At 72.4% G+C, this 22,897-nt stretch carries 22 protein-coding genes; 12 read left to right on the forward strand and 10 right to left on the reverse strand.

The annotated features are described in order from the left end of the window. Nucleotides 1–3: 3 nt before the first annotated feature. From U5C87_RS14200 to U5C87_RS14215, 4 genes are all read right to left on the reverse strand, one after another. Entirely contained in the window at nucleotides 4–768 is a 765-nt protein-coding gene (locus U5C87_RS14200; RefSeq protein ID WP_330473186.1) for a GNAT family N-acetyltransferase, read from the reverse strand. Nucleotides 769–916: 148 nt separating this feature from the next. Continuing rightward, nucleotides 917–1,933, reverse strand: a complete 1,017-nt coding sequence (locus tag U5C87_RS14205; protein WP_330473187.1) for an alanine racemase — start codon at nucleotides 1,931–1,933, stop codon at nucleotides 917–919. Between the two features lie 6 nt (nucleotides 1,934–1,939). Further along, entirely contained in the window at nucleotides 1,940–3,058 is a 1,119-nt protein-coding gene (locus U5C87_RS14210; RefSeq protein WP_330473188.1) for a lipid II:glycine glycyltransferase FemX, read from the reverse strand. A gap of 122 nt (nucleotides 3,059–3,180) precedes the next feature. Continuing rightward, nucleotides 3,181–5,874, reverse strand: a complete 2,694-nt coding sequence (locus U5C87_RS14215; protein ID WP_330473189.1) for an MGH1-like glycoside hydrolase domain-containing protein — start codon at nucleotides 5,872–5,874, stop codon at nucleotides 3,181–3,183. Nucleotides 5,875–5,880: 6 nt separating this feature from the next. On the opposite strand from U5C87_RS14215, the gene U5C87_RS14220 reads away from it, so the two are divergent. The 7 genes from U5C87_RS14220 to U5C87_RS14250 all read left to right on the forward strand — a co-directional run bounded on the left by U5C87_RS14220 (nucleotide 5,881) and on the right by U5C87_RS14250 (nucleotide 12,861). Beyond that, complete coding sequence (locus tag U5C87_RS14220) at nucleotides 5,881–7,068, forward strand: DNA polymerase III subunit beta family protein (RefSeq protein ID WP_330473190.1); 1,188 nt, start codon at nucleotides 5,881–5,883, stop codon at nucleotides 7,066–7,068. Further along, a complete protein-coding gene (locus U5C87_RS14225) occupies nucleotides 7,065–7,385 on the forward strand; it encodes a hypothetical protein (protein WP_330473191.1) in 321 nt (106 codons plus the stop codon). The genes U5C87_RS14220 and U5C87_RS14225 overlap by 4 nt, the downstream gene beginning before the upstream one ends. Before the next feature lie 29 nt (nucleotides 7,386–7,414). Beyond that, nucleotides 7,415–9,013 carry an ABC-F family ATP-binding cassette domain-containing protein gene (locus U5C87_RS14230; RefSeq protein ID WP_330473192.1) on the forward strand — a complete coding sequence of 533 codons (1,599 nt, stop codon included), beginning with the start codon at nucleotides 7,415–7,417 and terminating at the stop codon, nucleotides 9,011–9,013. 35 nt (nucleotides 9,014–9,048) lie between these two features. Continuing rightward, nucleotides 9,049–9,762, forward strand: a complete 714-nt coding sequence (locus tag U5C87_RS14235) for a hypothetical protein (RefSeq protein ID WP_330473193.1) — start codon at nucleotides 9,049–9,051, stop codon at nucleotides 9,760–9,762. Between the two features lie 90 nt (nucleotides 9,763–9,852). Further along, on the forward strand, nucleotides 9,853–10,053 hold the full coding sequence (locus U5C87_RS14240) for a hypothetical protein (protein ID WP_330473194.1): 201 nt from the start codon (nucleotides 9,853–9,855) through the stop codon (nucleotides 10,051–10,053). 42 nt (nucleotides 10,054–10,095) lie between these two features. After that, nucleotides 10,096–10,869, forward strand: a complete 774-nt coding sequence (locus U5C87_RS14245; RefSeq protein WP_330473195.1) for an enoyl-CoA hydratase/isomerase family protein — start codon at nucleotides 10,096–10,098, stop codon at nucleotides 10,867–10,869. Nucleotides 10,870–10,956: 87 nt separating this feature from the next. Next, complete coding sequence (locus tag U5C87_RS14250; protein WP_330473196.1) at nucleotides 10,957–12,861, forward strand: ABC transporter ATP-binding protein; 1,905 nt, start codon at nucleotides 10,957–10,959, stop codon at nucleotides 12,859–12,861. Nucleotides 12,862–12,907: 46 nt separating this feature from the next. Here U5C87_RS14250 and U5C87_RS14255 read toward each other — a convergent pair whose 3' ends face one another. Then, nucleotides 12,908–13,447, reverse strand: a complete 540-nt coding sequence (locus U5C87_RS14255; protein WP_330473197.1) for a hypothetical protein — start codon at nucleotides 13,445–13,447, stop codon at nucleotides 12,908–12,910. Further along, nucleotides 13,444–13,809 (reverse strand): VOC family protein, encoded by a 366-nt coding sequence (locus U5C87_RS14260; protein WP_330473198.1) that lies wholly within the window; start codon nucleotides 13,807–13,809, stop codon nucleotides 13,444–13,446. The genes U5C87_RS14255 and U5C87_RS14260 overlap by 4 nt, the downstream gene beginning before the upstream one ends. A gap of 183 nt (nucleotides 13,810–13,992) precedes the next feature. On the opposite strand from U5C87_RS14260, the gene U5C87_RS14265 reads away from it, so the two are divergent. After that, the gene (locus U5C87_RS14265) at nucleotides 13,993–15,396 is read left to right on the forward strand and encodes a wax ester/triacylglycerol synthase family O-acyltransferase (RefSeq protein ID WP_330473199.1); all 1,404 of its coding nucleotides are present in this window, start codon (nucleotides 13,993–13,995) and stop codon (nucleotides 15,394–15,396) included. Between the two features lie 90 nt (nucleotides 15,397–15,486). Here the strand turns inward: U5C87_RS14265 and U5C87_RS14270 are convergent, their stop codons facing one another. Continuing rightward, nucleotides 15,487–16,287 (reverse strand): SURF1 family cytochrome oxidase biogenesis protein, encoded by an 801-nt coding sequence (locus U5C87_RS14270; RefSeq protein WP_330473200.1) that lies wholly within the window; start codon nucleotides 16,285–16,287, stop codon nucleotides 15,487–15,489. A gap of 189 nt (nucleotides 16,288–16,476) precedes the next feature. Beyond that, the gene (locus tag U5C87_RS14275; protein ID WP_330473201.1) at nucleotides 16,477–17,421 is read right to left on the reverse strand and encodes a cold-shock protein; all 945 of its coding nucleotides are present in this window, start codon (nucleotides 17,419–17,421) and stop codon (nucleotides 16,477–16,479) included. Nucleotides 17,422–18,018: 597 nt separating this feature from the next. Here U5C87_RS14275 and moaA point away from each other — a divergent pair. Both moaA and U5C87_RS14285 read left to right on the forward strand, forming a co-directional pair. Further along, a complete protein-coding gene (gene moaA / locus U5C87_RS14280; RefSeq protein ID WP_330473202.1) occupies nucleotides 18,019–19,041 on the forward strand; it encodes a GTP 3',8-cyclase MoaA in 1,023 nt (340 codons plus the stop codon). A gap of 89 nt (nucleotides 19,042–19,130) precedes the next feature. Further along, on the forward strand, nucleotides 19,131–20,603 hold the full coding sequence (locus U5C87_RS14285) for a carboxylesterase/lipase family protein (RefSeq protein WP_330473203.1): 1,473 nt from the start codon (nucleotides 19,131–19,133) through the stop codon (nucleotides 20,601–20,603). A 36-nt stretch (nucleotides 20,604–20,639) separates the two neighbouring features. Here the strand turns inward: U5C87_RS14285 and U5C87_RS14290 are convergent, their stop codons facing one another. Both U5C87_RS14290 and U5C87_RS14295 read right to left on the reverse strand, forming a co-directional pair. After that, the gene (locus U5C87_RS14290) at nucleotides 20,640–20,885 is read right to left on the reverse strand and encodes a hypothetical protein (RefSeq protein WP_330473204.1); all 246 of its coding nucleotides are present in this window, start codon (nucleotides 20,883–20,885) and stop codon (nucleotides 20,640–20,642) included. Further along, a complete protein-coding gene (locus tag U5C87_RS14295) occupies nucleotides 20,882–21,148 on the reverse strand; it encodes a DUF3099 domain-containing protein (protein ID WP_330473205.1) in 267 nt (88 codons plus the stop codon). Before U5C87_RS14295 ends, U5C87_RS14290 begins: the two co-directional genes overlap by 4 nt. Before the next feature lie 139 nt (nucleotides 21,149–21,287). Between U5C87_RS14295 and fabG the strand changes: the two genes are divergently transcribed. Together fabG and fabI are read left to right on the forward strand one after the other, a co-directional pair. Continuing rightward, entirely contained in the window at nucleotides 21,288–22,022 is a 735-nt protein-coding gene (fabG, locus tag U5C87_RS14300; protein WP_330473206.1) for a 3-oxoacyl-ACP reductase FabG, read from the forward strand. 80 nt (nucleotides 22,023–22,102) lie between these two features. Then, on the forward strand, nucleotides 22,103–22,864 hold the full coding sequence (fabI, locus tag U5C87_RS14305; protein ID WP_330473207.1) for an enoyl-ACP reductase FabI: 762 nt from the start codon (nucleotides 22,103–22,105) through the stop codon (nucleotides 22,862–22,864). Nucleotides 22,865–22,897 lie beyond the last annotated feature (33 nt).

Here is a 22,897-nt window from a genome sequence, read left to right on the forward strand (position 1 = left end):
TGTCTAGTCGCTCCCGGGCCTGTGAGCACTATCGGCCCCGGTCGCGTGCACGACCCAGACGTTCGGCTCGACGTAGACGGCGACCCCGTGCTCGACGTCGCAGTGCACCGGCGTGAGCGCCCGCGGCACGACGACCGGCCCGGTGCGGTCGAACGGCAGCCCGGTCCACTCGCGCCACTCCTCGACGGTGCCGGGCACGACCATCGAGCGCGGGGCCACCGCGTGGACGCGCCCGCCCGCCCGGACGTGCACCCTCAGCCACGGGTCGACGGGCAGGCCGTCGTCACGCAGCCGGACGGCATACGTGCTCATCGGCTCGTGCGCGTCGACCTTGCCGTTGGGGCGCACGGGCGCGACGAGCGTGGCGAATCCGAGCCGGGCCGCGTTCTCGCGCATCGCCGCGAGCATCTGCCCGGACAGGCCCCGCCCCTGGTGGTCGGGACGCACGGCGATCTCGACCGCCGAGACCGTGTCGGGCTCGCGGCCCTCGAGGCTCGTCAGCAGGCCGTTGCGGATGACGAAGTCCCAGCCGTTCTCGGGCAGGTCGTCGTCGCCGAGGACGAAGAGGATCGAGTGCGCGACCGCGACGACCTCACCCGCGTCGTCCTGCGCGACGACGACGAACTCGGCGAAGCGCGTCTCGACGTTGCCGTAGTAGAGCCCGCCGATCGGGTCGTGCCGCATGAACTCCGGCCACGAGCTCGGCATGGCCCACATGGCGTCGGCGAGGTCCGGGCGGTCGGCTAGGCGCGAGGTCGTGAGCTGCACCCCGCCATGGTGCCCGGCTCGGCGATGCCGTGCGGTCGGATCGGCCGGAGTCAGGTGCCTGAGGTGCGCCTGGCGGGCTGTTCGGGCGGTTCGCTCCGGTCGCTCCGCCCAGGCCGGTCCACAGGTCGAGCAGTCCGGGTGAGCCGGGTCAAGCGACGACGACGGCGTCGGGGGTCGTCGTGGTCAGGCGCATGCGCACCGGCACCTCGTCGCCCACCCGCGGTGGAGCGACGCCGGCGGGCAGCACGAGCAGGCTGCACTGCATGTGCGGGGGCTCGGCGAAGCGCGGCATGACGCCCGAGACGGTGTAGGGCGACCGCACGCGGTGCGCGGCCTCAAGCACCCCCTCGGTGACGGCGATGGCGCGCGTGCGGGCGGTCGCGGCCGACGACGGGCTCTCCATGGCGACGCCGTGGGACGTGCCACCGCTGACGACGACGATGTGGCCGGCCGCGACGGCGCGCTGGCGGTAGCCGACCCGGGTGCCCTTGGCCACGGGCCGCACGTCGAGGACGTGGGCCCGCACCTCGTAGGAGCCCTTGTCGGCGTACCAGAGGTCGGTGCCGATGCGGGGCTGGAACTCGTGCTCGGGGAATCGTGCTGCGAGAGTGGACAGCTCGGACGCGGACACGTGCGAGACGTACCAGGTCAGCTCTCCCGGCACGGCGGCGATGAAGCGCGTGATCTCCTCGACGTGACCGGTCCCGAGGGGCAGGTGCAGCGTCACCCCGACGGCGTCCGCGGCTCCGGCGAGCGTGGCCACGTCGGCGACGGGCGTGCCGTAGCGGTTCATCGACGTGAGCCCCTCGACGACGACGCGCGCATCGGACAGCACGCCGCGCAGGCTCGAGAGGTCGGACTCGGTCGTCACGGTGTGCACGACGCGCCGGTTCGCGAGGTCGGGCAGTCCTGCGTGGATCGCGGCGCGGTAGGGCTCCATGACGAGCACGTCGCCGCCGAAGGCCGCCAGGGCAGAGGGCAGCTCGGCGTAGGCGCCGATCGCCACCATCGGCACGCCCAGACGGGCGGCCTCCGCGCAGAGCAGGTCACGACCGAAGCCGTAGCCGTTGCCCTTGATGACGGGCACGATGCCCGGGTGGTCGGCGACGAACCGGTCGTGACCGGCGCGCCAGCGCTCACCGTCGACGTGGAGCACGAACGACACGATCGGTCACCGCCGCTTCATGTAGAGGTCGAAAGCCTTGTAGAGCAAGCGATTCAGGGGCAGGTCCCACTCGCCGGCGAGCCGCACGGCCTCACCGCCGGTGCCCACCTTGAAGCGGATCAGGCCGATGTGGGGGTTGGCCTCGTCGACGGTGTTGGTGATGCCGCGCAGGTCGTAGACGCTCGCGCCCGCAGCCAGCGAGTCCTGCATCATCCGCCACTGGATGGCGGTCGATCCCTGCAGCTCCCGCTTCGCGGCCGTCGAGGCGCCGTAGGAGTACCACGCGTGCTCGCCCACCCGGATGAAGACCGTTGCCGCGAGGACGTCGCCCTCGTGCTCGGCGAGGTAGACGCGGATCCGCTCGGGGTCCTCGGCCGACAGCGCGGCATACATCTGCTCGAAGTACGCGAGCCCGCGCGGTGTGAAGCGGTCACGCTCGGCGGTCTCGACGTAGGTGCGGTGGAAGGCCGGCAGGTCCGAGGCGTCACCGACGCGGACCGTGACGCCGTTCTTGACGGTCTTCTTGATGTTGCGCCGCCACAGCTGGTTCATCCCGGCGAGCACGTCGGCCTCGGTGCGTCCCGCGAGCGGCACCTGGAAGACGTACTCGGGCTGCCCGGCGGCGAAGCCGTCGTCGGGGCTGAGGTGCTTGAAACCGAGCCGCTGCAGCTGCGCGACGACGGCCGTCCCCACCGGCTCGACGACGTCGGGCGTCGCCTCGTCGTAGCGGCGCACGGTCGGGTCGGCGATGGCGCTCTTGATCGTCGCGGTGTGCCAGCGGTGGGTCGCGACCGGGGGTCCGATCCGCAGCGCGAAGGCGCCCCTGGCCTTGAGGTGGTCGCGCAGCGCGCGCAGCAGCTCGACGAGCCGCGGCGAGGACCAGTCGATGCACGGTCCCTCGGGCACGTAGGCGAGCGACCGCTTGATCCGCGGCAGCGAGCGGTGCAGCACGAGCGCGGCGCCGACCATCTGCTCGCCCTCGAACCAACCGACCGACTCGGAGCGCCACTCCTTCTTGACGTCGGCCCACGCCGGCGTCTGCAGGAAGCTCGCCGAGGGCTGGGTGCGCAGCCAGGCGAGGTGCTCGGCGGCGGTGATGTCACGGACGGAGATGGGCGCGGTCACGCTGGCTCACGCTACCCGAGCGCGACGGGTCGCCCGACACGCCTCGCCCGCCACGCGGCATACGCCGTCGGGTGACGTGAGCGCCCCACCGAGCACGTCACCGAGGGCGTATGCCGTGTCGCTCACGCCCAGCCCATCGTGCGTGGGTCGGGCGGCAGCCGCGGGTTGAGCAGGTGCGCGACGAGGGCGGTCCAGCCCGTCTGGTGCGTGGCGCCGAGGCCCTCCCCGGTGTCTCCGTCGAAGAACTCGGAGAATGTCGGGTGCGCCGACCACAGCGGGTCGGGCGAGGACTCGATGCGTTTGCCGTCGGACGGGCGGCGGCCGTCGACGGGACGGAAGAGCGCCGTCAGCCCACCGTCGATGACGTCGGCCGCCTCGTCGAGGGTGCGCCAGTCGCCGGAGCCGGTCGGGATCTCGATGCGGAAGTCGTCGCCGAAGTAGCGGCCGTAGGTGCGCAGCTTGTCGGCGAGCAGCACGTTGGTGGGGAACCAGACCGGCCCGCGCCAGTTGGAGTTGCCGCCGAACATGCCGGTGCGCGACTCGCCCGGCTCGTACTCGATCGAGACGGTCTCGTGCCCGACCGTGGCCGTGACGGCCTGGCGGGTGGCCGCCGACAGCGAGCGGATGCCGTAGTCGGACAGGAACTCGTCGGTGTCGAACATCCGCTCGAGGATGCGGCGCAGCCGTTTCGGCGGGACGAGGGTCAGCAGCATCTTGCCGTCGTCGCGCGCCAGGAGCGGCTTGACGAGCTCGGGCCGGCGCTGCTGGAGCCACTGGAAGCGGCTCGTGACGTCGGGGCACTCGTCGACGACCCACGACGGGATCTCGGTGGCGCCGAGGATCGGCAGCAGGCCGACCATCGAGCGCACCCGCATGTGCGGCGCGCGGCCGTCGGGCTGGACGAGGACGTCGTAGTAGAAGCCGTCCTCCTCGTGCCACAGGCTCTTGTCGCTCGAGCCGAAGTGGCGCATCGCCTGGGCGATGGAGAGGAAGTGCTCGAGGAACTTCGTCGCGACGTCGTCCCACGCCTTGTCGGTGCGGGCCAGCTCGAGCGCGATCTTCAGCATCTGCTGGCAGTAGAAGGCCATCCAGCTCGTCGCGTCGGACTGCTCGAGGCGGAAGCCGGGCGGCAGGGGCGCCGAGCGGTTGAACAGCCCGATGTTGTCCATCCCGAGGAAGCCGCCCTCGAAGAGGTTGGAGCCGTTGGCGTCCTTGCGATTGACCCACCAGGCGAAGTTGAGCAGCAGCTTGGTGAAGACGCGCGTGAGGAACTCCCGGTCCCGGTAGCCGTCGATCCGGTAGACGTGCCACGCCGCCCACGCGTGGACCGGCGGGTTGACGTCGCCGAACTCCCACTCGTAGGCGGGCAGCTGGCCGTTGGGGGCCATCGCCCACTCGCGGCACATGAGGAGCAGCTGCTCCTTGGCGAACTCGGGATCGACGTGGGCGAGCGGGATGGTGTGGAAGGCGAGGTCCCACGCGGCGAACCACGGGTACTCCCACTCGTCGGGCATCGAGATGACGTCGGCGAGCGCGAGGTGCTTCCAGTGCTCGTTGCGTCCGTGCCTGCGCGACTCCGCGACGGCGGGCCCGGACGGGTCGCCCGCCATCCACTGGCGCACGTCGTAGCGGTAGAGCTGCTTGCCCCAGAGGAGCCCCGCGTACGCCCGGCGGGCGACGTGCCGGTCCGCCTCGTCGAGGGAGGCGTCGATGACGTGGCCGTAGAACTCGTCGGCCTCGGCCGCACGGGCGCCGAGCACCTGATCGAACGGCTCGCCGAACCACTCGAGCGACGGGTCGCCCGGGGCGAGGCGCAGGTCGACGCTCACGGTCTCGCCGGGCTCGACGGAGTCCCAGCGGTACCAGAACGAGCACTTGCTGCCGTAGCCACCGGGGTTGACGGCGTGCCGGCGGCCGTGGACGACGCGCTCGTTGATCGAGTCCTTCGGGTAGAGCGAGTGGCTCGCGCGGGCTGCCTCGCCGAAGACGGCCCGAGCGTTGGTCTCGTTGTCGCAGAAGAGTGCCGTCGGTGAGCCGGACGCGGCGAGGACGTAGCGGCCGAGGAAGCCGTGGGTCACCTCGGCGGCCCGGTAGCCGCGGGGCGGCCTGCCGTTGCGGCGGATCTCGCGCAGCTCGGTGACGCGGTCGTCGATGCCCCAGCTCCACGTGTTGCGCAGCCACACGGTCGGGAGCACGTGCAGGGGCGCGGCGGCCGGCCCGTGGTTGGTCGCCGAGATGCGGATGCACATGTCGTCCGGCCCGGCCTTGGCATACGTCATCGTGACGTCGAAGAACTCGTTCGCGTCGAGGATGCCGGTGTCGCCGAGCTCGAACTCCCTCTCGTCACGGGTGCGCTCGCGGTTCTCGCGGCGCAGCTGCTCGTAGGGGAACTCCGCCTGCGGGTAGCGGTAGAGCCACTGCATCCACGAGTGGGTCGGCGTGCCGTCGAGGGCCCACCAGTACTCCTTGGCGTCCTCGCCGTGGTTGCCCTCCTCGTTCGTCAGACCGAAGAGGCGCTCCTTGAGGATCGGGTCCCTGCCGTTCCACAGGGCCACCGAGAAGTTGAGGAAGCCGAACCGGTCGCTGATGCCGCCCAGCCCGTCCTCGCCCCACCGGTAGGCGCGCGACACGGCCTGGTCGAAGGGGAACTCGGACCACGCGTTGCCCTCGGCCGAGTAGTCCTCGCGGACCGTGCCCCACTGCCGGCCGGAGAGGTAGGGCCCCCAGAGGCGCCACGGGGCGTCGTGGCTGGGGGAGTCGATGAGCCGCGCGTGCTCCGCACTGAGCGGTTCACCCGGGGGCAGAGGGCTGTTCATGGGGACATGGTGCTGCATCGATGTGTCGACGTCGTTACGGGTCTTGACCTTCGACCCGGTCGAGGGCCCAGTCTTCTCCTCATACCCGCCCCCGCCCCGTACGAGCCGGACCGCCTGCTGACCATCGGAGAGGTCGCCCGCCGCAGCGGGCTGACCGCGAGCGCCCTGCGCTTCTACGACCGTGAGGGCGTGCTCGTGCCCGCCGACGTCGACGCCCTGACGGGCTACCGGAGGTATGCCGTGTCGCAGGTCCGCGCCGCCCGCCTCCTCGCGTCGCTGCGCCGGGTCGGCATGCCGCTCGCCGAGGTCGCGCTCGTGCTCGACGAGGACGCCCGCGGTGCGTCGGGCGCCGCCGCTGACGTCGTCGCCGCCCACGAGCAGCGGCTCGTCGACGGGCTCGCCGACGCCCGGGCGGAGATCCGCCGGACCCTGGCGCTGCTCGCCGAGCGTGACCGGGCCGGCGGCGCGTCGCGACGGGTCACCGTGCGGGCGAGTGAGCTCGCGGCCGCGATCGGGTCGGTCCGCTTCGCGGTGGCGCCGGGGGAGCCGGTCGCCGGTGCACCGGGCGGTCCCGACCTCAGCGTGCTGACCGGGATGCTCGTCGAGGTGGGCGACGGGGAGGTGCGCTGCGTCGCCTCCGACCGCTACCGGCTCGCGGTCGGCTGGGCTCCGGTCGTCGGGTCCTCGGCGGTCGGGCCCGCGGTGGCGGCCGAACGGCTCGTGGCCGTCGTCCCCGTGGACTGGGCCGACCGCGTTGCAGCCGCGTGCCGGGCCGGCGCCGCTGACACCGAGGCGGAGCTCGACGTGGACGCCGAGCAGGTCGGTGCGAGCGTGGGTCGCGACCTCTTCGCGACCGCCGTGGTGCCGGGTTCCTTCCCTGACTACCGGGCCGTCGTCGGTGGCGGCCCCGACCGGGGCGCGGCCGACGCCGAAGGGCTCCGGTCACAGCTGCCGATCGGGACGGAGTCCGTGGGCCTCGTCGTCTCGGGCGGCCGCGTGCAGCTCGCTCCGCCGCACGACGCGGCCGTCGCCGACGTGCTCGTCGACCCGACGTTCCTGCACGAGGCGCTCGCCGTCGCCGGGACGCGGCCGACGCTCGTGCTCGACGGGCCGCACCGGCCGCTCGCCATCCGCGGCGACGGCGCCGGCTTCTCCGTGCTCATGCCCGTGGCCCCCGACGGCCTGCGCCCGTGAGCGTGCTCGTCCACCTCTGCCGCGGATGCGGTCACCAGTCCGCCTGGCACGAGGCCGGCAACGGCGGCTACACCTCGTGCCGCTGCTGCCGGGCCGGGAGCGCCGACCCCGACCCCGCGCCGACCCTGCTGCCGACGTACAGCTCGCCACACGGCATACCAGAGCCGTTGTGGGCGCCGGGCACCCAGCGCAACGCGGGCACGATGCACGCGTCCCGCACGTGCAGCTGTGCGCAGTGCCACGAGGCCGCCGAAGCGATGACGCGTCGAGAGCACCCCTCCGCGGCTCCTAGACTGGTGGGGTTGTCCGGCCGCTGACGTAGTGCGGCACCGATAGGAGGAATGCCGTGATCGTCGCCACCGGGATCGAGCTGCGTGCAGGAGCGCGCCTGCTCGTCGAGGATGCCAGCTTCAGGATCGACTCCGGCGACCGCATCGGCCTCGTCGGCCGCAACGGTGCCGGCAAGACGACCCTGACCAAGGTGCTCGCCGGCGAGGGCCAGCCCGCCGCGGGCACCGTGACCCGCACCGGCGCCGTCGGCTACCTCCCGCAGGACCCGCGCACCGGCGACCTCGAGATCCTCGCCCGCGACCGCATCCTGTCGGCGCGCGGCCTCGACACCATCGTCCGCGAGCGGTCCGAGGCCGAGACCCGGATGGGCAGCGACGACGAGAAGACGCGCGACAAGGCCATGCGCAAGTACGCCCGGCTCGAGGTCGAGTTCGAGGCGCAGGGCGGCTACGCCGCCGAGTCCGAGGCCGCGGCCATCGCGAGCGCCCTCGGCCTCGACGAGCGCATCCTCGGCCAGCCGCTGAAGACGCTCTCCGGTGGCCAGCGCCGCCGCGTCGAGCTCTCGCGGATCCTCTTCTCCGGCAACGAGACCCTGCTGCTCGACGAGCCGACCAACCACCTCGACGCCGACTCGATCGTCTGGCTGCGGGAGTACCTCCGCGCCTACAAGGGCGGGCTCATCATCATCAGCCACGACGCCGAGATGCTCGACGCCGTCGTCAACAAGGTCTACCACCTCGACGCCAACCGCTCGGCGCTCGATGTCTACAACGTCAACTGGAAGACCTACCTCCAGTCGCGCGAGACCGACGAGAAGCGCCGCCGCCGCGAGCTGCAGAACGCCCAGAAGAAGGCCGGCGCCCTGCTCGCCCAGGCCGACAAGATGCGCGCCAAGGCCACCAAGGCCACGGCTGCGCAGAACATGGCCAAGCGTGCCGAGCGCCTGCTCGCCGGCGTCGAGGGCGAGCGCGTCCAGGACAAGGTCGCCAAGCTGCGCTTCCCCAAGCCGGCCCCCTGCGGCAAGACCCCGCTGCGTGCCTCCGGCCTGTCCCGCTCCTACGGCTCGCTCGAGGTCTTCACCGATGTCGACCTCGCCATCGACCGCGGCAGCAAGGTCGTCGTGCTCGGCCTCAACGGCGCCGGCAAGACGACGCTGCTGCGCATGCTCGCCGGCGTCGACACCCCCGACACGGGCGAGGTCGAGCCCGGCCACGGCCTGCGCCTCGGCTACTACGCCCAGGAGCACGAGAACCTCGACGTCACGCGCTCGGTCCTCGAGAACATGAAGTCGGCCGCGCCCGAGCTCGGCGAGACCGAGGTGCGCAAGGTGCTCGGCTCGTTCCTCTTCTCCGGCGACGACGTGCTGAAGCCGGCGGGCGTGCTCTCCGGCGGCGAGAAGACGCGCCTGTCGCTGGCGCTGCTCGTCGTCTCGGCCGCCAACGTGCTGCTCCTCGACGAGCCCACCAACAACCTCGACCCCGCCTCGCGCGAGGAGATCCTCGGCGCGCTCAAGACCTACGAGGGCGCCGTCGTGCTCGTCACCCACGACGAGGGCGCCGTCGACGCGCTCGAGCCCGAGCGCATCCTGCTGCTCCCCGACGGTGTCGAGGACCTCTGGGGCCCGGACTACAAGGACCTCATCTCCCTCGCCTGAGCCCCCGTCGCGCCCGCGCTGGGTACGGTGACGGCATGGCGGACAGCAGGCCGCGACGGCGCCGGCACGAGACGCGGTCGAGCGCGGGGGAGAAGCGCCTGTGGCCGGCCCTCGCCGTCGTCGTGGCGGCGCTCGCGTATGCCGTCCTCCCGGAGAGCCTGCTCGTCGGTCCGCGTCTCGCCATCCCGGCCGTCGAGCTCGTCCTGCTCGCCGCGCTGCTCGTCACCAACCCGCGGCGCATCGTCCGCCAGACCCGGTGGTCGCGGGGCCTCTCCATCGCCCTCGCCTGCGTCGTCATCGCCACCAACCTCGTGGCCCTGGCGATGCTCGTGCGGTCCCTGACCTCCTCCGAGCCGGGCGGCATGCCCTTGCTGCTCGCCGGCATGCAGGTGTGGCTGACCAACGTCATCGGTTTCGGCCTGCTCTTCTGGGAGCTGGACCGCGGCGGGCCGGTGGCGCGGCACACCGTCTCCCGGGACCGGATGCCCCCGGCGGACTGGCGCTTCTCCCAGGACGAGAACCAGGACACCGTCGTCGAGGTCGCGGCCGGCTCGAGCGAGCGCAGCAACTGGCGACCCGAGTTCATCGACTACCTCTACGTGTCGCTCACCAACTCGAGCGCCTTCAGCCCGACCGACACGATGCCCCTGACGCCACGGGCCAAGGCGCTCATGGGCCTCGAGGCGACCGCGGCCCTGCTCACCTCGCTCCTCGTCGTCGCACGCGCGGTGGGTGCCCTGGGGCATTGAGGTGCGCCCACGGTATACATAAGCATTGCTGTTGACTCACATAATGGACGGTTATTGTATTTGGTGGGGCACGTCGGGACACTGGACGACATGCCCGCCGACCACCACCTCAGCTGCCCGTTCTGCTCGGGCGACGACGTGACGCCGTTCCCCGACCCGACCGCCGCCTGGTCGTGCCTGGACTGTGCGCGCGTCTTCCGGGTGGAGCTCGTGCAGCCGGCGTGCGTCACCGGCTGGGGCGTCCTGCGCGTCGTCGTGCCCACCCGCGCGGGCGTGTCCGCGGCAGCCTGAGTCCCGCGGGACGGTGGAGTGACCCGCGGGTAGCCTGCGGGCATGACGCATCCGCACCTCCTCGTCGAGACCGACGGCCCCGTCCGCACCCTCACGCTCGACCACCCGGAGAAGCGCAACGCGCAGACCCCGTCGCTGTGGGCCGCGCTGGCCGACGAGGCGCGCTCCGTCCCCGAGGACGTACGCGTCGTCGTCCTCCGCGGGGCGGGTGACGCGTTCTCGGCCGGCATCGACACCGCCATGTTCACGCCCGAGGGCGTGCCCGGCGAGGAGAGCGTCGTCGACCTCGCAAGTGGAGGCGCGGAGGCCATCCAGCGCGGCATCGCGGCCTACCAGGACGGGTTCACGGCGTGGGCCGACTGCCCGGCCGTCGTCGTCGCCCAGGTGCACGGATACGCGATCGGCGCCGGCTTCCAGCTCGCCCTGGCCGCCGACCTGCGGATCGCGGCGCTCGACGCGTGGTTCGCAATGCGCGAGACGAGCCTCGGGCTCGTGCCCGACCTCGGCGGCACCGGGCCCCTCGTCCACCTCGTCGGCTACGCCCGGGCCCTCGAGATCTGCGCGACCGGGCGCAAGATCTCGGCCCCCGAGGCGCACGGCATGGGGCTCGTCGGCGCGCTCGCGCCCGCGGCGGACCTCGACGAGGCGACCGAGTCGCTGGTCGAGGCGCTCCTCGCAGCGCCCGACGCGGCCCTGCGCGCACTCAAGCCCCTGCTGCGCGGCGCCATGGCCGGTGACCGCGACGCCCAGCTCGCCCGCGAGCGGGAGGCGCAGACCGGTCTGCTCCAGGCGATGCTCGGGGGCTCCGGGGCCTGACATCGGCGGCCCGGGGAATCGCTGTCGGTCCCGCGCGGTTGGATCAAGGGACTACAGGAGGTCTGTGCAGTGGGCATGCAGCCGTGGATGGCGATGCGATCGATGTCGCGTGACTCGTCGGTGGCCGACCGGAGCCTCGCTCCGGGCACCCGTCGACGGGTCCTGACGTATGCCGGGCCCTACCGGAAGGCGATCATCGCCTTCCTCGCGGTCGTGGTCCTCGACTCGGTGCTCGTCGTCACCGTGCCCCTGCTGCTCAAGAGCCTCGTCGACGACGGCGTCATCCCCAAGGACTCGTCCGTGGTCGTGCGCCTCTCGCTCGTCGTCGCGGCCATCGCGATCGTCGACGCCGGCCTCACCGTGGTCTCGCGGTGGTACTCCTCGCGCATCGGCGAGGGCCTCATCAACGACCTCCGCACCCAGGTCTTCGGGCACGTCCTGCGCCAGCCGATCGCCTTCTTCACCCGGGCTCAGACGGGCTCGCTCGTCTCGCGCCTCAACAACGACGTCGTCGGCGCCCAGCAGGCCTTCACGTCGGTGCTGTCCAACGTCGTCTCCAACGTCGTGTCGGTCGTGCTCGTCGTCGGCGCGATGCTCGCCCTGTCGTGGCAGCTGACGCTGGGCTCACTCCTGCTCGTCCCGCTCTTCCTCATCCCGGCCAAGGTGATGGGCAAGCGACTCGCGAGCCTCTCGCACCGGCAGATGACGCTCAACGCCGACATGGGCACCCGGATGACCGAGCGCTTCAACGTCGCCGGCGCCCTGCTCGTCAAGCTCTTCGGCACGCCCGCGCGCGAGGAGGCCGAGTACGCCGAGCGTGCCGGTCGCGTCCGCGACATCGGCATCCAGATCGCCCTCAACCGCACGGTCTTCATGGCCGCCCTCACCCTCGTCGCAGCGCTCGCCACGGCCATGGTCTACGGCTTCGGCGGCGTCATGGCCGTGAGCGGCACGCTGTCGGTCGGCACGCTGCTGGCGCTCGCGGCCCTGCTCGGCCGCCTCTACGGCCCGCTGACGTCGCTGTCCAACGTCCGCGTCGACATCATGACGGCGCTCATCTCCTTCGAGCGCGTCTTCGAGGTGCTCGACCTCGAGCCCCTCGTCAAGGAGCGCCCCGGCGCCGTGCCCCTGCCCGACGGTCCGCTCGGTGTCGAGCTCGACCACGTGGCATTCCGCTACCCCTCGGCCGACGAGGTCTCGCTGGCCTCCCTCGAGTCCGTCGCCTCGGGCGACCGGCGCGGCAGTGGCGTCGTGCTCCACGACATCAACGTCACCGCCCCGGCCGGCCACCTCGTCGCCCTCGTCGGTCCCTCGGGCGCCGGCAAGACGACGCTGACCTCGCTCGTGTCCCGGCTCTACGACCCCAGCGAGGGCACGGTGCGCATCGGCGGCCGCGACCTGCGCGACGTGACCATGACCTCCCTCCGCGACCGCGTCGGTGTCGTGACCCAGGAGGCGCACCTCTTCCACGACACGATCCGCGCCAACCTGCTCTATGCCCGCCCCGACGCGACCGACGAGCAGATCCATGCTGCCCTTCGCGCGGCCCAGATCAGCGACCTCGTCGCGGAGCTCCCCGAGGGCCTTGACACCGTCGTCGGCGACCGTGGCCACCGGCTCAGCGGCGGTGAGAAGCAGCGGCTCGCCATCGCGCGCCTGCTGCTCAAGGCCCCCGACGTCGTCGTGCTCGACGAGGCAACGGCCCACCTCGACTCCGAGTCCGAGGTCGCCGTGCAGCGCGCCCTCGACGCGGCGCTCGAGGGCCGCACGTCCATCGTCATCGCGCACCGCCTGTCGACGATCCGCCAGGCCGACCTCATCGTCGTGCTCGACCACGGCCGAGTCGTCGAGACGGGTCGGCACTCGGAGCTGCTCGCCCGGGGCGGCCTCTACGCCGACCTGCACGCGACCCAGTTCGACGAGCAGGCCGCCGAGCGTCCCCAGCGCCCCGAGCTCGAGTCGACCACCGTGGGGGCCACCACCGCGCCCTGAGGTCGCCGAGGGTGCGGCTCGCTCACGGATGGGCGGCCGGCCCGGCTCAGCGCGTCAGGCGCTCCTCGAGACCTGCGGCGAGTCCGGCCACCGTCAGGAGGTCGACGAAGCCGCCCACCACGGCGGCCAGGCGCCGGTGGCGCACCGGCCCCAGCCGCAGCCGCAGGTGCAGGCGCGTCCGGTCCGTGCCGACCGGCTGGAGCCGCAGGCACCACGTCAGCTGCATCCGCCCCCGTGTCGAGCCGAAGAGCAGGTGGGACGCGGGCTCGAGCGACACGACGGTGAAGGTGGCGTCCGCGCCGCCCCAGTCCGGGATGACGTCCCCGACGCCGAGACCCTGCAGCGCCGGGTCGAGGCGGCGCAGGGCACGGCGCGAGCGGGGGAGGGCCCGTTCGACGGCCCGGGGGAGGTACCACCCGGCTCGGTCCTTGCCGAGCTGGACGAGCCACGGCCAGACCCGCTCTGGGGCAGCGCTCAGGGTGAAGGCCCGGTCCATGACGACGTCCGCGTCGACGAGGTCGTCGCCCGGCAGCACTGCCTCCTCCTCGGCGCGCGTCGGACGCACGAGCAGCCGTCCGGTGCTCACCGAGGGATCTGCTGGAGCGCCCACGTGTTGCCGTCCGGGTCGCTGAGGTGGGCGTACTTGACCCCGCCCATGTCCTGCACCGGTGACACGTCGACGCCGTTGCCGACGAGCAGCCGGCGGGCCGCCTCGATGTCGTCGACGACGAGGTGGAGGTTCTGCACGCGGGGGGCGTCCGGGGCGCTCATGCCGACGCCGATGACGATCGAGCAGCCAGAGCCCGGGGGAGTCAGCTGCACGACACGCATGCCGTTGCCCGGCTCGACGTCGTGGTCGAGACCGAATCCCATGCCGTCGGTGTAGAACGCCAGGCTCGCGTCGACGTCGGTCGACGGGAGGGGGACGAGTTCCAGGCGCATGTCCATGGCAGGGGCTCCTTGCGGGGTGATGGTGCCGTCATCGAGGTCGGCCCGACAGGTCGGTGACGGGCAGCACCTCGACCCTCTCACCTGTCGGTCGGCCCCGTGGCGACGACACGGTCGCGAACGGGTGGGTCGGGCGCCGGTGGATGGGCGGACGTCTGCCGCCACGCCTGCGAGACTGGAGGCGTGGACCGGGTGCACCGGCTCAGCGCTCTCGACGCGATCTTCCTGCCGATGGACACCGCGACGCAGACCCTCCACGTCGGCACGGTCCTCGTCCTCGAGGGCCCCTGTCCCGAGCCCCACGAGCTGTGGCGGCAGGTCGAGGCGAACCTCGCCCAGGGGTCCCTGCACCGCCGACGGGTGCTGCGGATGCCGCTCGAGCTCGGCCGGCCCGTCTGGGTGGACGCGGGTGAGGTCGACCTCGGTGCCCACCTGCACGACGCGGTGCTCGAGCGCCCCGGCGACGACGAGCAGCTCGCGGCCCTCGTGGTCCGGGTCATGGCCGCCCCCCTCGACGCGCATCGCCCGCTGTGGGAGATGTGGCAGGTGGGCGGCCTCTCCGGCGGGCGCTGGGCGCTGGTGCTCAAGGCGCACCACACGATGGTCGACGGGCGCACCGGGGCCGACCTGGTGCGGATGCTGCTGACGGACGAGCCGGTGCTCCGCGTGCCGGTCGCTCCGGCCGTCGCGAGGCGACCCGACGCGACGGCGGCCGTGGTGCTGACCGACGTCGTGACCTGGCTGGCCATGCTCCCCGTGCGCGCCGTCCGGATGGTCGTGGGAGCCGTCGTCTCGCCCGGACGGGCCCGACGTCGGCTGCGCGAGCTGAGGCTCGGCCTCGCCCAGGTGCTCCGGCCCGACCTGCCGCCGAGCGTGCTCGCGGGCCCGCTGGGTGCCGCTCGACGGTGGGGCTGGGCGGACGCCGACCTCGCCGAGGTGCGACGCACTGCACTGACGGCGCACTGCACCGTCAACGACGTCTACCTCGCTGCCCTGGCGGGCGCCTACCGTCGCTACCTCACCGAGCGTGGCGACCCGGTCGAGGGCGTTGTGCTCAGGGCGATCGTCCCGGTGTCGAGCGGGCCCTCGAGCAGGCGCTCGGGCCCGGTGGCCGGTCGCGCCCCCGACGGCAACCTGACGTCCGCGATGTTCGTCGAGCTCCCCGTCGACGTCCCGGACCCCGCATCGCGCCTGCGGGCGGTCGCGGCCCGGACCGCCGAGCAGAAGGCGCGGGGCATCCCGGCGGCGACGGCTGCCGTGGTCCGGACGGCCGACCACATCCCGGCGCCGCTCTTCGCGTGGGGCGCGCGTCGCTACGGCAGGTCGGGGCAAGGGCGCGTCAACGTCGTGGCGTCCAACGTGCCCGGACCGGAGCGGGTGCAGTACCTCGCCGGCCGGCGGGTCCTCGCGATGCTGCCGTACGTGCCGACAGCGCAGGAGGTCCGCTCGTGCACCGCCATGACGTCGTATGCCGGAAGGCTCACCGTCGCGGTCACCGCGGACGTCGCGGCGCTCCCGGACTCCGACCGCCTCGTCGCGGCGGTGGCCGACGAGCTCCAGGTCCTGGTCGGCCTGTCAGCCGGGTGAGCCCCGGGTCAGTCGCGGGTCAGTCGCGGGTCAACCGGTCGTGGGACCGGTGGACGAGGCCGAACGTGGACGACACCGGGCGCCGGCGGCTCAGGCGTCCTCCTCGTCCCAGATCCGGACCTTCTTGGCGCGTACCGGCGCGTCATCGACTCCGCCGTTCTCGGCCAGGCCCGCGGCCGCCTCGCGCCGGATCGCGAAGAAGATGAAGGCCAGGCCACCCGGCATGAAGAGCCACCACTGGTACGCGTAGGCCTGGTGCGGTCCGAGGTCCTCCTCCGGCTTGGGGAGCAGGCGCAGCGGGTGCTCGCCCGCGACCACCGCAGGCTGCTGCGCGCCGAGGACGACGTACGCGTCCACCTGACTGAGCGAGGGCACCTGGGCCCGCGCGTCGTCGACGCTGATGCTCGCGAGCTGCGGCTTCGGCAGGTCCCGGCCGAGGCTCACCTCGCCGGTGCGCAGCCAGCCGGTGACCTGCACCAGGCCCGACGGGGCGGGGTCGACCGAAGGGCTGGTCTCGGCGTCGGCGGCGTTGGGCACCCACCCGCGGTCGACGAGCAGCGTCAGCCCGCCGGTCTGCATGGGGGTCAGCACCTCGAAACCGACCGTCGCGTCCAGCGTCCGGTTGCGCACGAGCAGGTCGGTGCCCCCGGCATACCTGCCCGTCAGGGAGACCCGCGTCCACTGGGCTTCGGCGGGCAGCGGCGACTCCACGAGGGAGGGCGAGAAGGGCACCGGCGCCGCGCCGTAGTTGCGCGCGATGGCGTCGACCTTGGTGCGCTGCTCGACGTGGCGGTGCCACTGCCACAGGCCGAGGTAGAAGCAGGCGACCCCGAAGAGGACCGCGACGAGGGTCCAGAGCAGCCAGCGCCGCGTCAGCCAGAGTCGAACCACGCATCGACGGTACCCGGCCCGGTGGCGCGCTGGACGACGGGGCCGCCAGTGCCGTCGCCTGCTCGAGATGCGCTCAACCGGGACTCATGCGTCCGGCGAGGAGCCGCTGAGGAGTACGCGCAGCGCGGCTGGAGCGTCCGGCGAGACCGGGATGCCTGAGCACCTGGCTTCGCCGACCGTCCGATCCGCTCACAGCCGTTCGACGCGGTCCGCCTGGGGTCCTCGATCGCTCTGCCGCACCTGGTAACGGACCCGATCGCCCTCGTGCAGTGCCTCGGCGCCTCTGAGGACCGACACGTGCACGAACAGGTCCGCGCCGCCCGCATCGGGGGCGATGAAGCCGAACCCCCGCTCCGCGTCGTAGCGCGCGACCACTCCCTCCCCGCCGCGGGCCGGGACGTCGGATGTCTCCCGGTGTCCCGGCCGCGCGCGGGTCGCCGACCTCGCGGGTGCGCGCCGCGGTGTCGAGCTGCGCGCGAGGCGCACATCGCGAGCCTGCGGGCCCTTCTCGCTCACGACGACGTCGTACGTCACGCGGTCTCCCTCGATCAGCTCGGGGAGCCCGTCGGCCAGCTCCCGGACGTGGACGAACACGTCGGGGCCGCCCGACTCGGGCGTGATGAACCCGAAGCCCTTGTCCGCGTCGTACCAGGACACGGTGCCGTCCGCCCCGTCGGACGCCCCAGTCTGCGTGGCGGCCTGGGCTCCCAAGGGCAGCAGGTGGTCAGCCTGGGGTCCCTTCTCGCCGTCGACGACGAGGAATGCCACCCGCTGCCCCTCCGAGACCACGTTGCCACCCACGATGGCCGAGCTGTGCACGAAGATCTCGGCACCGTCGCCATCAGGCGTGATGAAGCCGTACCCCTTGGCAGGCTCGTACCAGGAGACCGTGCCGAGCACACCGAGCGGTGTGTCGGCGGAGTGGTCGGCCGTGACCCGTACGCGGCGTGCCTGCGGGCCGCGGTCGCCCTCGCCGATCTCGAACTCGACCAGCTGCCCCTCCCTGAGCAGCCTCGTCCCGTCGTCGCTGACGATCTCGGACGCATGCACGTACAGGTCCTCTTCCTCCTGCCCGAGGGCGATGAAGCCGAACCCTCGGTCGGCATCGAACCAGCGGACGGTTCCCTCGGTCACGGAAGACTCCTTGTCGAAGCTACGGTCGGTGTCCGTCCAGTGTCCCCGACGGGACTGCGGCCTGCGTCCGGCCACGGTGCACGCAGCCCGGCCCCTCGAAGTGCAGAGCCCGTCGCGGCCCCGTCGAGGCTGCGCCAGGTCACCCCGTGGCGCGTGAGCCCTGGTCGGTGTCCGCGTTCCGGTTCGCCGCAACAGCCGCGCCGAGGAGCCCGAGCGACACGACGCCGACCAGGCCGAGCAGCCGCGTCGACGGTGTCAGCCCACCGACGCCCACGGCGTAGGCGCCCCCGACGGGGAGGACGCCGCCGCACCGGCGAGAAGAGATCGCCGTGCCGCTCGGTCGCCACGACGGGCTACGCCTTCCAGCGCGTCAGCCACAGGGCCTCCTCGTCACAGCCGGTCCAGGGTCCTGTCCTGCATGCTCGCATCCCGGCACTACGGGGCCGCCGGGGGATGGATCCGCCACCTGATGGGCGATGGGCGACCTCTCGGCCTGACCGACCCACCGATCGTCACCTCACCGCGGTCGACCGGCCCGATGGCATTCGGCGGCACCAGCGCCCGGGTTGCAGCAGGACCCGGCCTAGAGTGGGGACCATGACCCACCTTCCCGACCCGAGCGTGCGACCGGCCGGCCTGGCCGACCAGTTCGGTCGGGTGGCACGCGACCTCCGCGTGTCTGTGACCGACCGCTGCAACCTGCGCTGCACCTACTGCATGCCTGCCGAGGGCCTGCCGTGGATGCCCAAGGCGGAGATGCTGACCGACGAGGAGATGCTGCGCATCATCGGGCTCTTCGTCCGCGACGGCGTCACCCAGGTGCGCCTGACGGGCGGTGAGCCGTTGCTGCGGCGCTCGCTCGTCGACCTCGTCGCAGGCATCGCGGCTCTCGAGCCCCGGCCGAGGATCGCGATGACGACCAACGGCGTCGGCCTCGAGCGGGTCGCCATCGGGCTCAAGGAGGCCGGACTCGACCGCGTCAACGTCAGCCTCGACACGATCGACTCCGAGACGTTCACGCAGCTGACCCGTCGTGACCGGCTCGCCGACGTCGAGGCGGGCCTCAAGGCCGCGGCCGACGCGGGCCTGACCCCCGTCAAGGTCAACGCCGTCGCCATGCGCGGCATCAACGACGACTCGGTGGCCGACGTCCTCGCCTGGTGCCTCGAGCGTGGCTACGAGCTGCGCTTCATCGAGCAGATGCCGCTCGACGCGCAGCACGCCTGGGACCGGGACCGGATGATCTCGGCCGACGAGATCCGTGAGCGGTTGTCCGAGCGCTGGGAGCTCACCCCGCTGCCGGCCGCCGACCGCGGCAGCGCCCCGGCCGAGCGCTTCCTCGTCGACGGAGGCCCCGAGACCGTCGGCATCATCGCGAGCGTCAGCGCGCCCTTCTGTGCCGCTTGCGACCGCACCCGCCTCACGGCCGATGGCCAGGTGCGCAACTGCCTCTTCTCGACGACCGAGACCGACCTGCGCGGGCCGATGCGCGAGGGTGCGACCGACGAGGAGCTCCTCGGCCTCATGCGCGGCGAGATGTGGCGCAAGCGCCGCGGGCACGGCATCGGCGACCCGGACTTCGTCCAGCCGGACCGCCCGATGTCGGCCATCGGCGGTTGACGCGGTCGAGCCCCGACCCCACGACGCCGCACCACGCCCACCTGACCCCGGTGAGCGCCCGCAGCGGGACCGGCTGGTTTGATGAGCCCATGGACCCCGTGGTGCGTGTCTCAGGTGGCCTGGTCCGCGGTGTGAACCGCGACGGCGTCAGCTCCTTCCTCGGCATCCCGTATGCCGCGCCGGCCGTGGGAGCGGACCGCTACCGGGCGCCGCAACCCGTCGTCCCGTGGGCGGGGGAGCGGCCGGCGCACGAGCACGGCCCCACCGCGGCGCAGGCGCCCTACCCGGCTCCCATGGACGCCGTCCTGCCGAGCTCGGTGGCGCCCGGCGACGACTACCTCAACGTCAGCGTCTGGGCACCGGAGGACGCCGACGGCCTGCCCGTCATGGTGTGGATCCCCGGCGGGGCGTTCGTGCGCGGCGCCAACTCGGTGCCCACCTACGACGGAGCGGCGTTCGCCCGCGACGGCATCGTCGTCGTCGGCGTCAACTACCGGGTCGGCGTGCCCGGCTTCGGCGTGCTCGACGGGGCTCCGACCAACCTCGGGCTGAGGGACCAGATCGCGGCGCTGGAGTGGGTGCGTGACAACGTCGAAGCCTTCGGCGGGGCGCCCGACGACGTGACGGTCTTCGGCGAGTCCGCCGGGGGCATGAGCGTCGCGACCCTCATGGCGTCGCCTGCCGCCGAGGGCCTTTTCCGGCGCGCCGTCATCCAGAGCGGCGGCGGCACGGCGGTCTGCACGCTCGACGACGCCCGTCTGGTCAGCGCCGAGATCGCGGCCCGGCTGGGCGTCCCCGCCACGGCCGAGGCCTTCGCCGCGCTCGACCCCGAGACCGTCGTCGCCGCACAGTCGGCCGTGGGGCTGGCCATCCAGGCCGACCCCGACCCGGCTCGGTGGGGCGCATCGGTGCTGCGCGGGGGCCTCGGCATCATGAGCCTCTTCCCCGTCGTCGACGGCGACATCGTGCCGGGAGTCCCCGAGGAGCGTCTCCGCGAGGGCGCCGGGGCCGGGATCCCGCTGCTCATCGGCACGACGCGCGACGAGTTCCGGCTCTTCCTCGTGCCCACCGGCGTGGCCGCCGGCGTCACGGCTGAGGTGCTGCCGCTCCTGGGACAGCGCTACGGCTGGCCTGAGCAGGCCGTCACGACGTATGCCGCGAACCGACCCACCGCAGCGCCCGGCGACGTCGCGGCCGCGATCCTCACCGACGCCGCCTTCCGCGCGCCCACGACCCGTCTGGCCGACGCGCACCACGCTGCCGGGGGATCGGTGCAGCTATACGAGTTCGACTGGGGGACAGACGTGGCCGCGCTCGGCGCGTCCCACGCGCTCGAGCTGCCGTTCGTCTTCGACACCCTCGAGGCCGCGACAGCCATGGTCGGCCAGAACGCCCCGCAGCACCTCGCCGACCAGGTCCACCGCGCCTGGGTCGATTTCGGTCGGACCGGTGACGCCGGATGGCCCCGATGGACCCCGGAGCACCCGACCGTCATGGCGTTCGACATCGAGTCGTCCGTCGTCACCGGGCCCCGGGCCGACGAGCTGCGCCTCTGGGGCTGAGGGCGCCGACGGCCGGCACCCCACGCCCGGGAGCGCTCAACCGTCGGTGTCGGTGAGCTGTCCGACGGGGACGACCTCGATGAGGAAGCCCCGCAGCGCCACGAAGTCGGCCAGCGACTTCTCGTGCTCGTCGCAGGCCAGCCACACCTTTCGACGGTCGGCCGTGTGCAGCTTGGGGTTGTTCCAGATGACGGCGTGACGGGCGGTGGCACGGCAGCCCTTCGCGCTGCAGACGTGTTCGACCTCGACCGCGGACGAGGCCGGGGAGAGCGGACCGCTCACTGCTCGAGGCGCTGCGTGTCGTCCCGCGGCACCACCGACTGGATGCTGCCGGGCTGACGCGGGCTCACGGCATTCGCGAGCACGACGGCGACGTAGGGGATGAACACGGCGGCGACGACGGCGGTCCAGCGCAGCCACCCCGACGTGACGAAGACGAGGCCGAAGCACGCGATGCGGATGCCCATCATCGTCAGGTAGCGCCTGACGCGCTGGTCCTGGTCGTCCGTGCTGGACGTCGAGGCCGAGGTGACGGTGTGCACCACGGGTTCGTTCTTGGCTCTTGGCACCCTTCCACCATAAGCCTGTCCCAGCCGCGTGCCGCGGTGCTGTCTACCCTTCGGTAGTCCGTTAGGTTTCCGTGCAGGGCAGCGACCCGGCAGCGACCCGGCAGCGGCCGGACGGATGGAGGAACGCACTGTGTCAACGACCGAGGCGCGCAACGTGCTCGTCACCGGAGGCAACCGCGGCATCGGCCTGGCCATCGCCAGGGCCTTCGCCGACGCCGGCGACAACGTCGTCATCACCCACCGCTCCGGGGAGCCGCCGGAGGGCCTGCAAGGCGTCATCTGCGAGGTCACCGACTCCGCCTCCGTCGACGCCGCGTTCAAGGCCGCCGAGGAGATCTTCGGCGGCCCCGTCGAGGTGCTCGTGGCCAACGCCGGCATCACCCGCGACACCCTCCTGATGCGCATGAGCGACGACGAGTTCGACTCCGTCATCGACACCAACCTCGCCGGCGCCTTCCGCTGCGCCCGCCGAGCCGCGACCGGCATGATCCGCCGGCGTCGCGGCCGCATCGTGCTGATCAGCAGCGTCGTCGGCCTCTACGGCTCGCCGGGCCAGACGAACTACGCCGCGTCCAAGTCGGGCCTCGTCGGTCTCGCCCGCTCCATCTCGCGCGAGCTCGGTGGCCGCGGCATCACGGCCAACGTCGTGGCGCCCGGCTTCATCGACACCGAGATGACGGCAGTCCTGCCGGACGAGCAGAAGAAGGCCTACCTCGCCAACATCCCCGCGGGCCGATTCGCCACGCCCGAGGAGGTCGCCGCGGTCGTGCGGTTCGTCGCGAGCGACGACGCCGCCTACATCACCGGTGCAGTGATCCCGGTCGACGGCGGGCTCGGCATGGGGCACTGAGCCCACCACACGGCATACGCACGTATGCCGTCAGCAGCGTTGCGCACCAAGCGTCCCCACCACACGAGAAAGTCGCAGGCATGGGAATCCTCGAAGGCAAGAAGCTCCTCATCACCGGTGTCCTCATGGACAGCTCGATCGCGTTCCACGTCGCGAAGATCGCCCAGCAGGAGGGTGCCACCGTCATCCTCACCTCGTTCGGCCGGACGATGAAGATCACCCAGACCATCGCCAAGCGCCTGCCCGAGACGCCTGTCGTGATCGAGCTCGACGTGGCCGACCAGGAGCACCTCGACACCCTCGCCGAGCGTCTGCGCGAGCACGTCGACGGCCTCGACGGCGTGCTGCACTCCATCGGCTTCGCCCCGCAGGGCGCCTTCAACTTCCTCGAGGGCACCTGGGAGGACGTGTCGACGGCCGTGCACATCTCGGCCTACAGCCTCAAGGCCCTCGCGGTCGCCACCCTGCCCCTGATGTCCGAGGGTGGCAGCGTCGTCGGGCTCACCTTCGACGCGAAGTTCGCCTGGCCGGTCTACGACTGGATGGGCGTCGCCAAGGCGGCCTTCGAGTCCACCAACCGCTACCTCGCCCGCGACCTCGGCCCCAGCGACGTGCGCTGCAACCTCGTCGCCGCCGGGCCCATCCGCACGACGGCCGCGAAGTCCATCCCGGGCTTCGAGCAGTTCGAGAAGGTCTGGGACGACCGCGCGCCGCTCGGCTGGGACGTCAACGACCCGGTGCCCGCGGCCAAGGCCTGCGCGGCCCTGCTGTCCGACTGGTTCCCCGCCACGACCGGCGAGATCGTCCACGTCGACGGCGGCGTCCACGCCATGGGGCAGTGACGTCGCACGCCTTCCGGCGCTCTCGCTAGAGTC

This window comes from Terrabacter sp. C0L_2 (genome assembly GCF_036352015.1).
Taxonomy (GTDB): Bacteria; Actinomycetota; Actinomycetes; order Actinomycetales; family Dermatophilaceae; genus Terrabacter; species Terrabacter tumescens.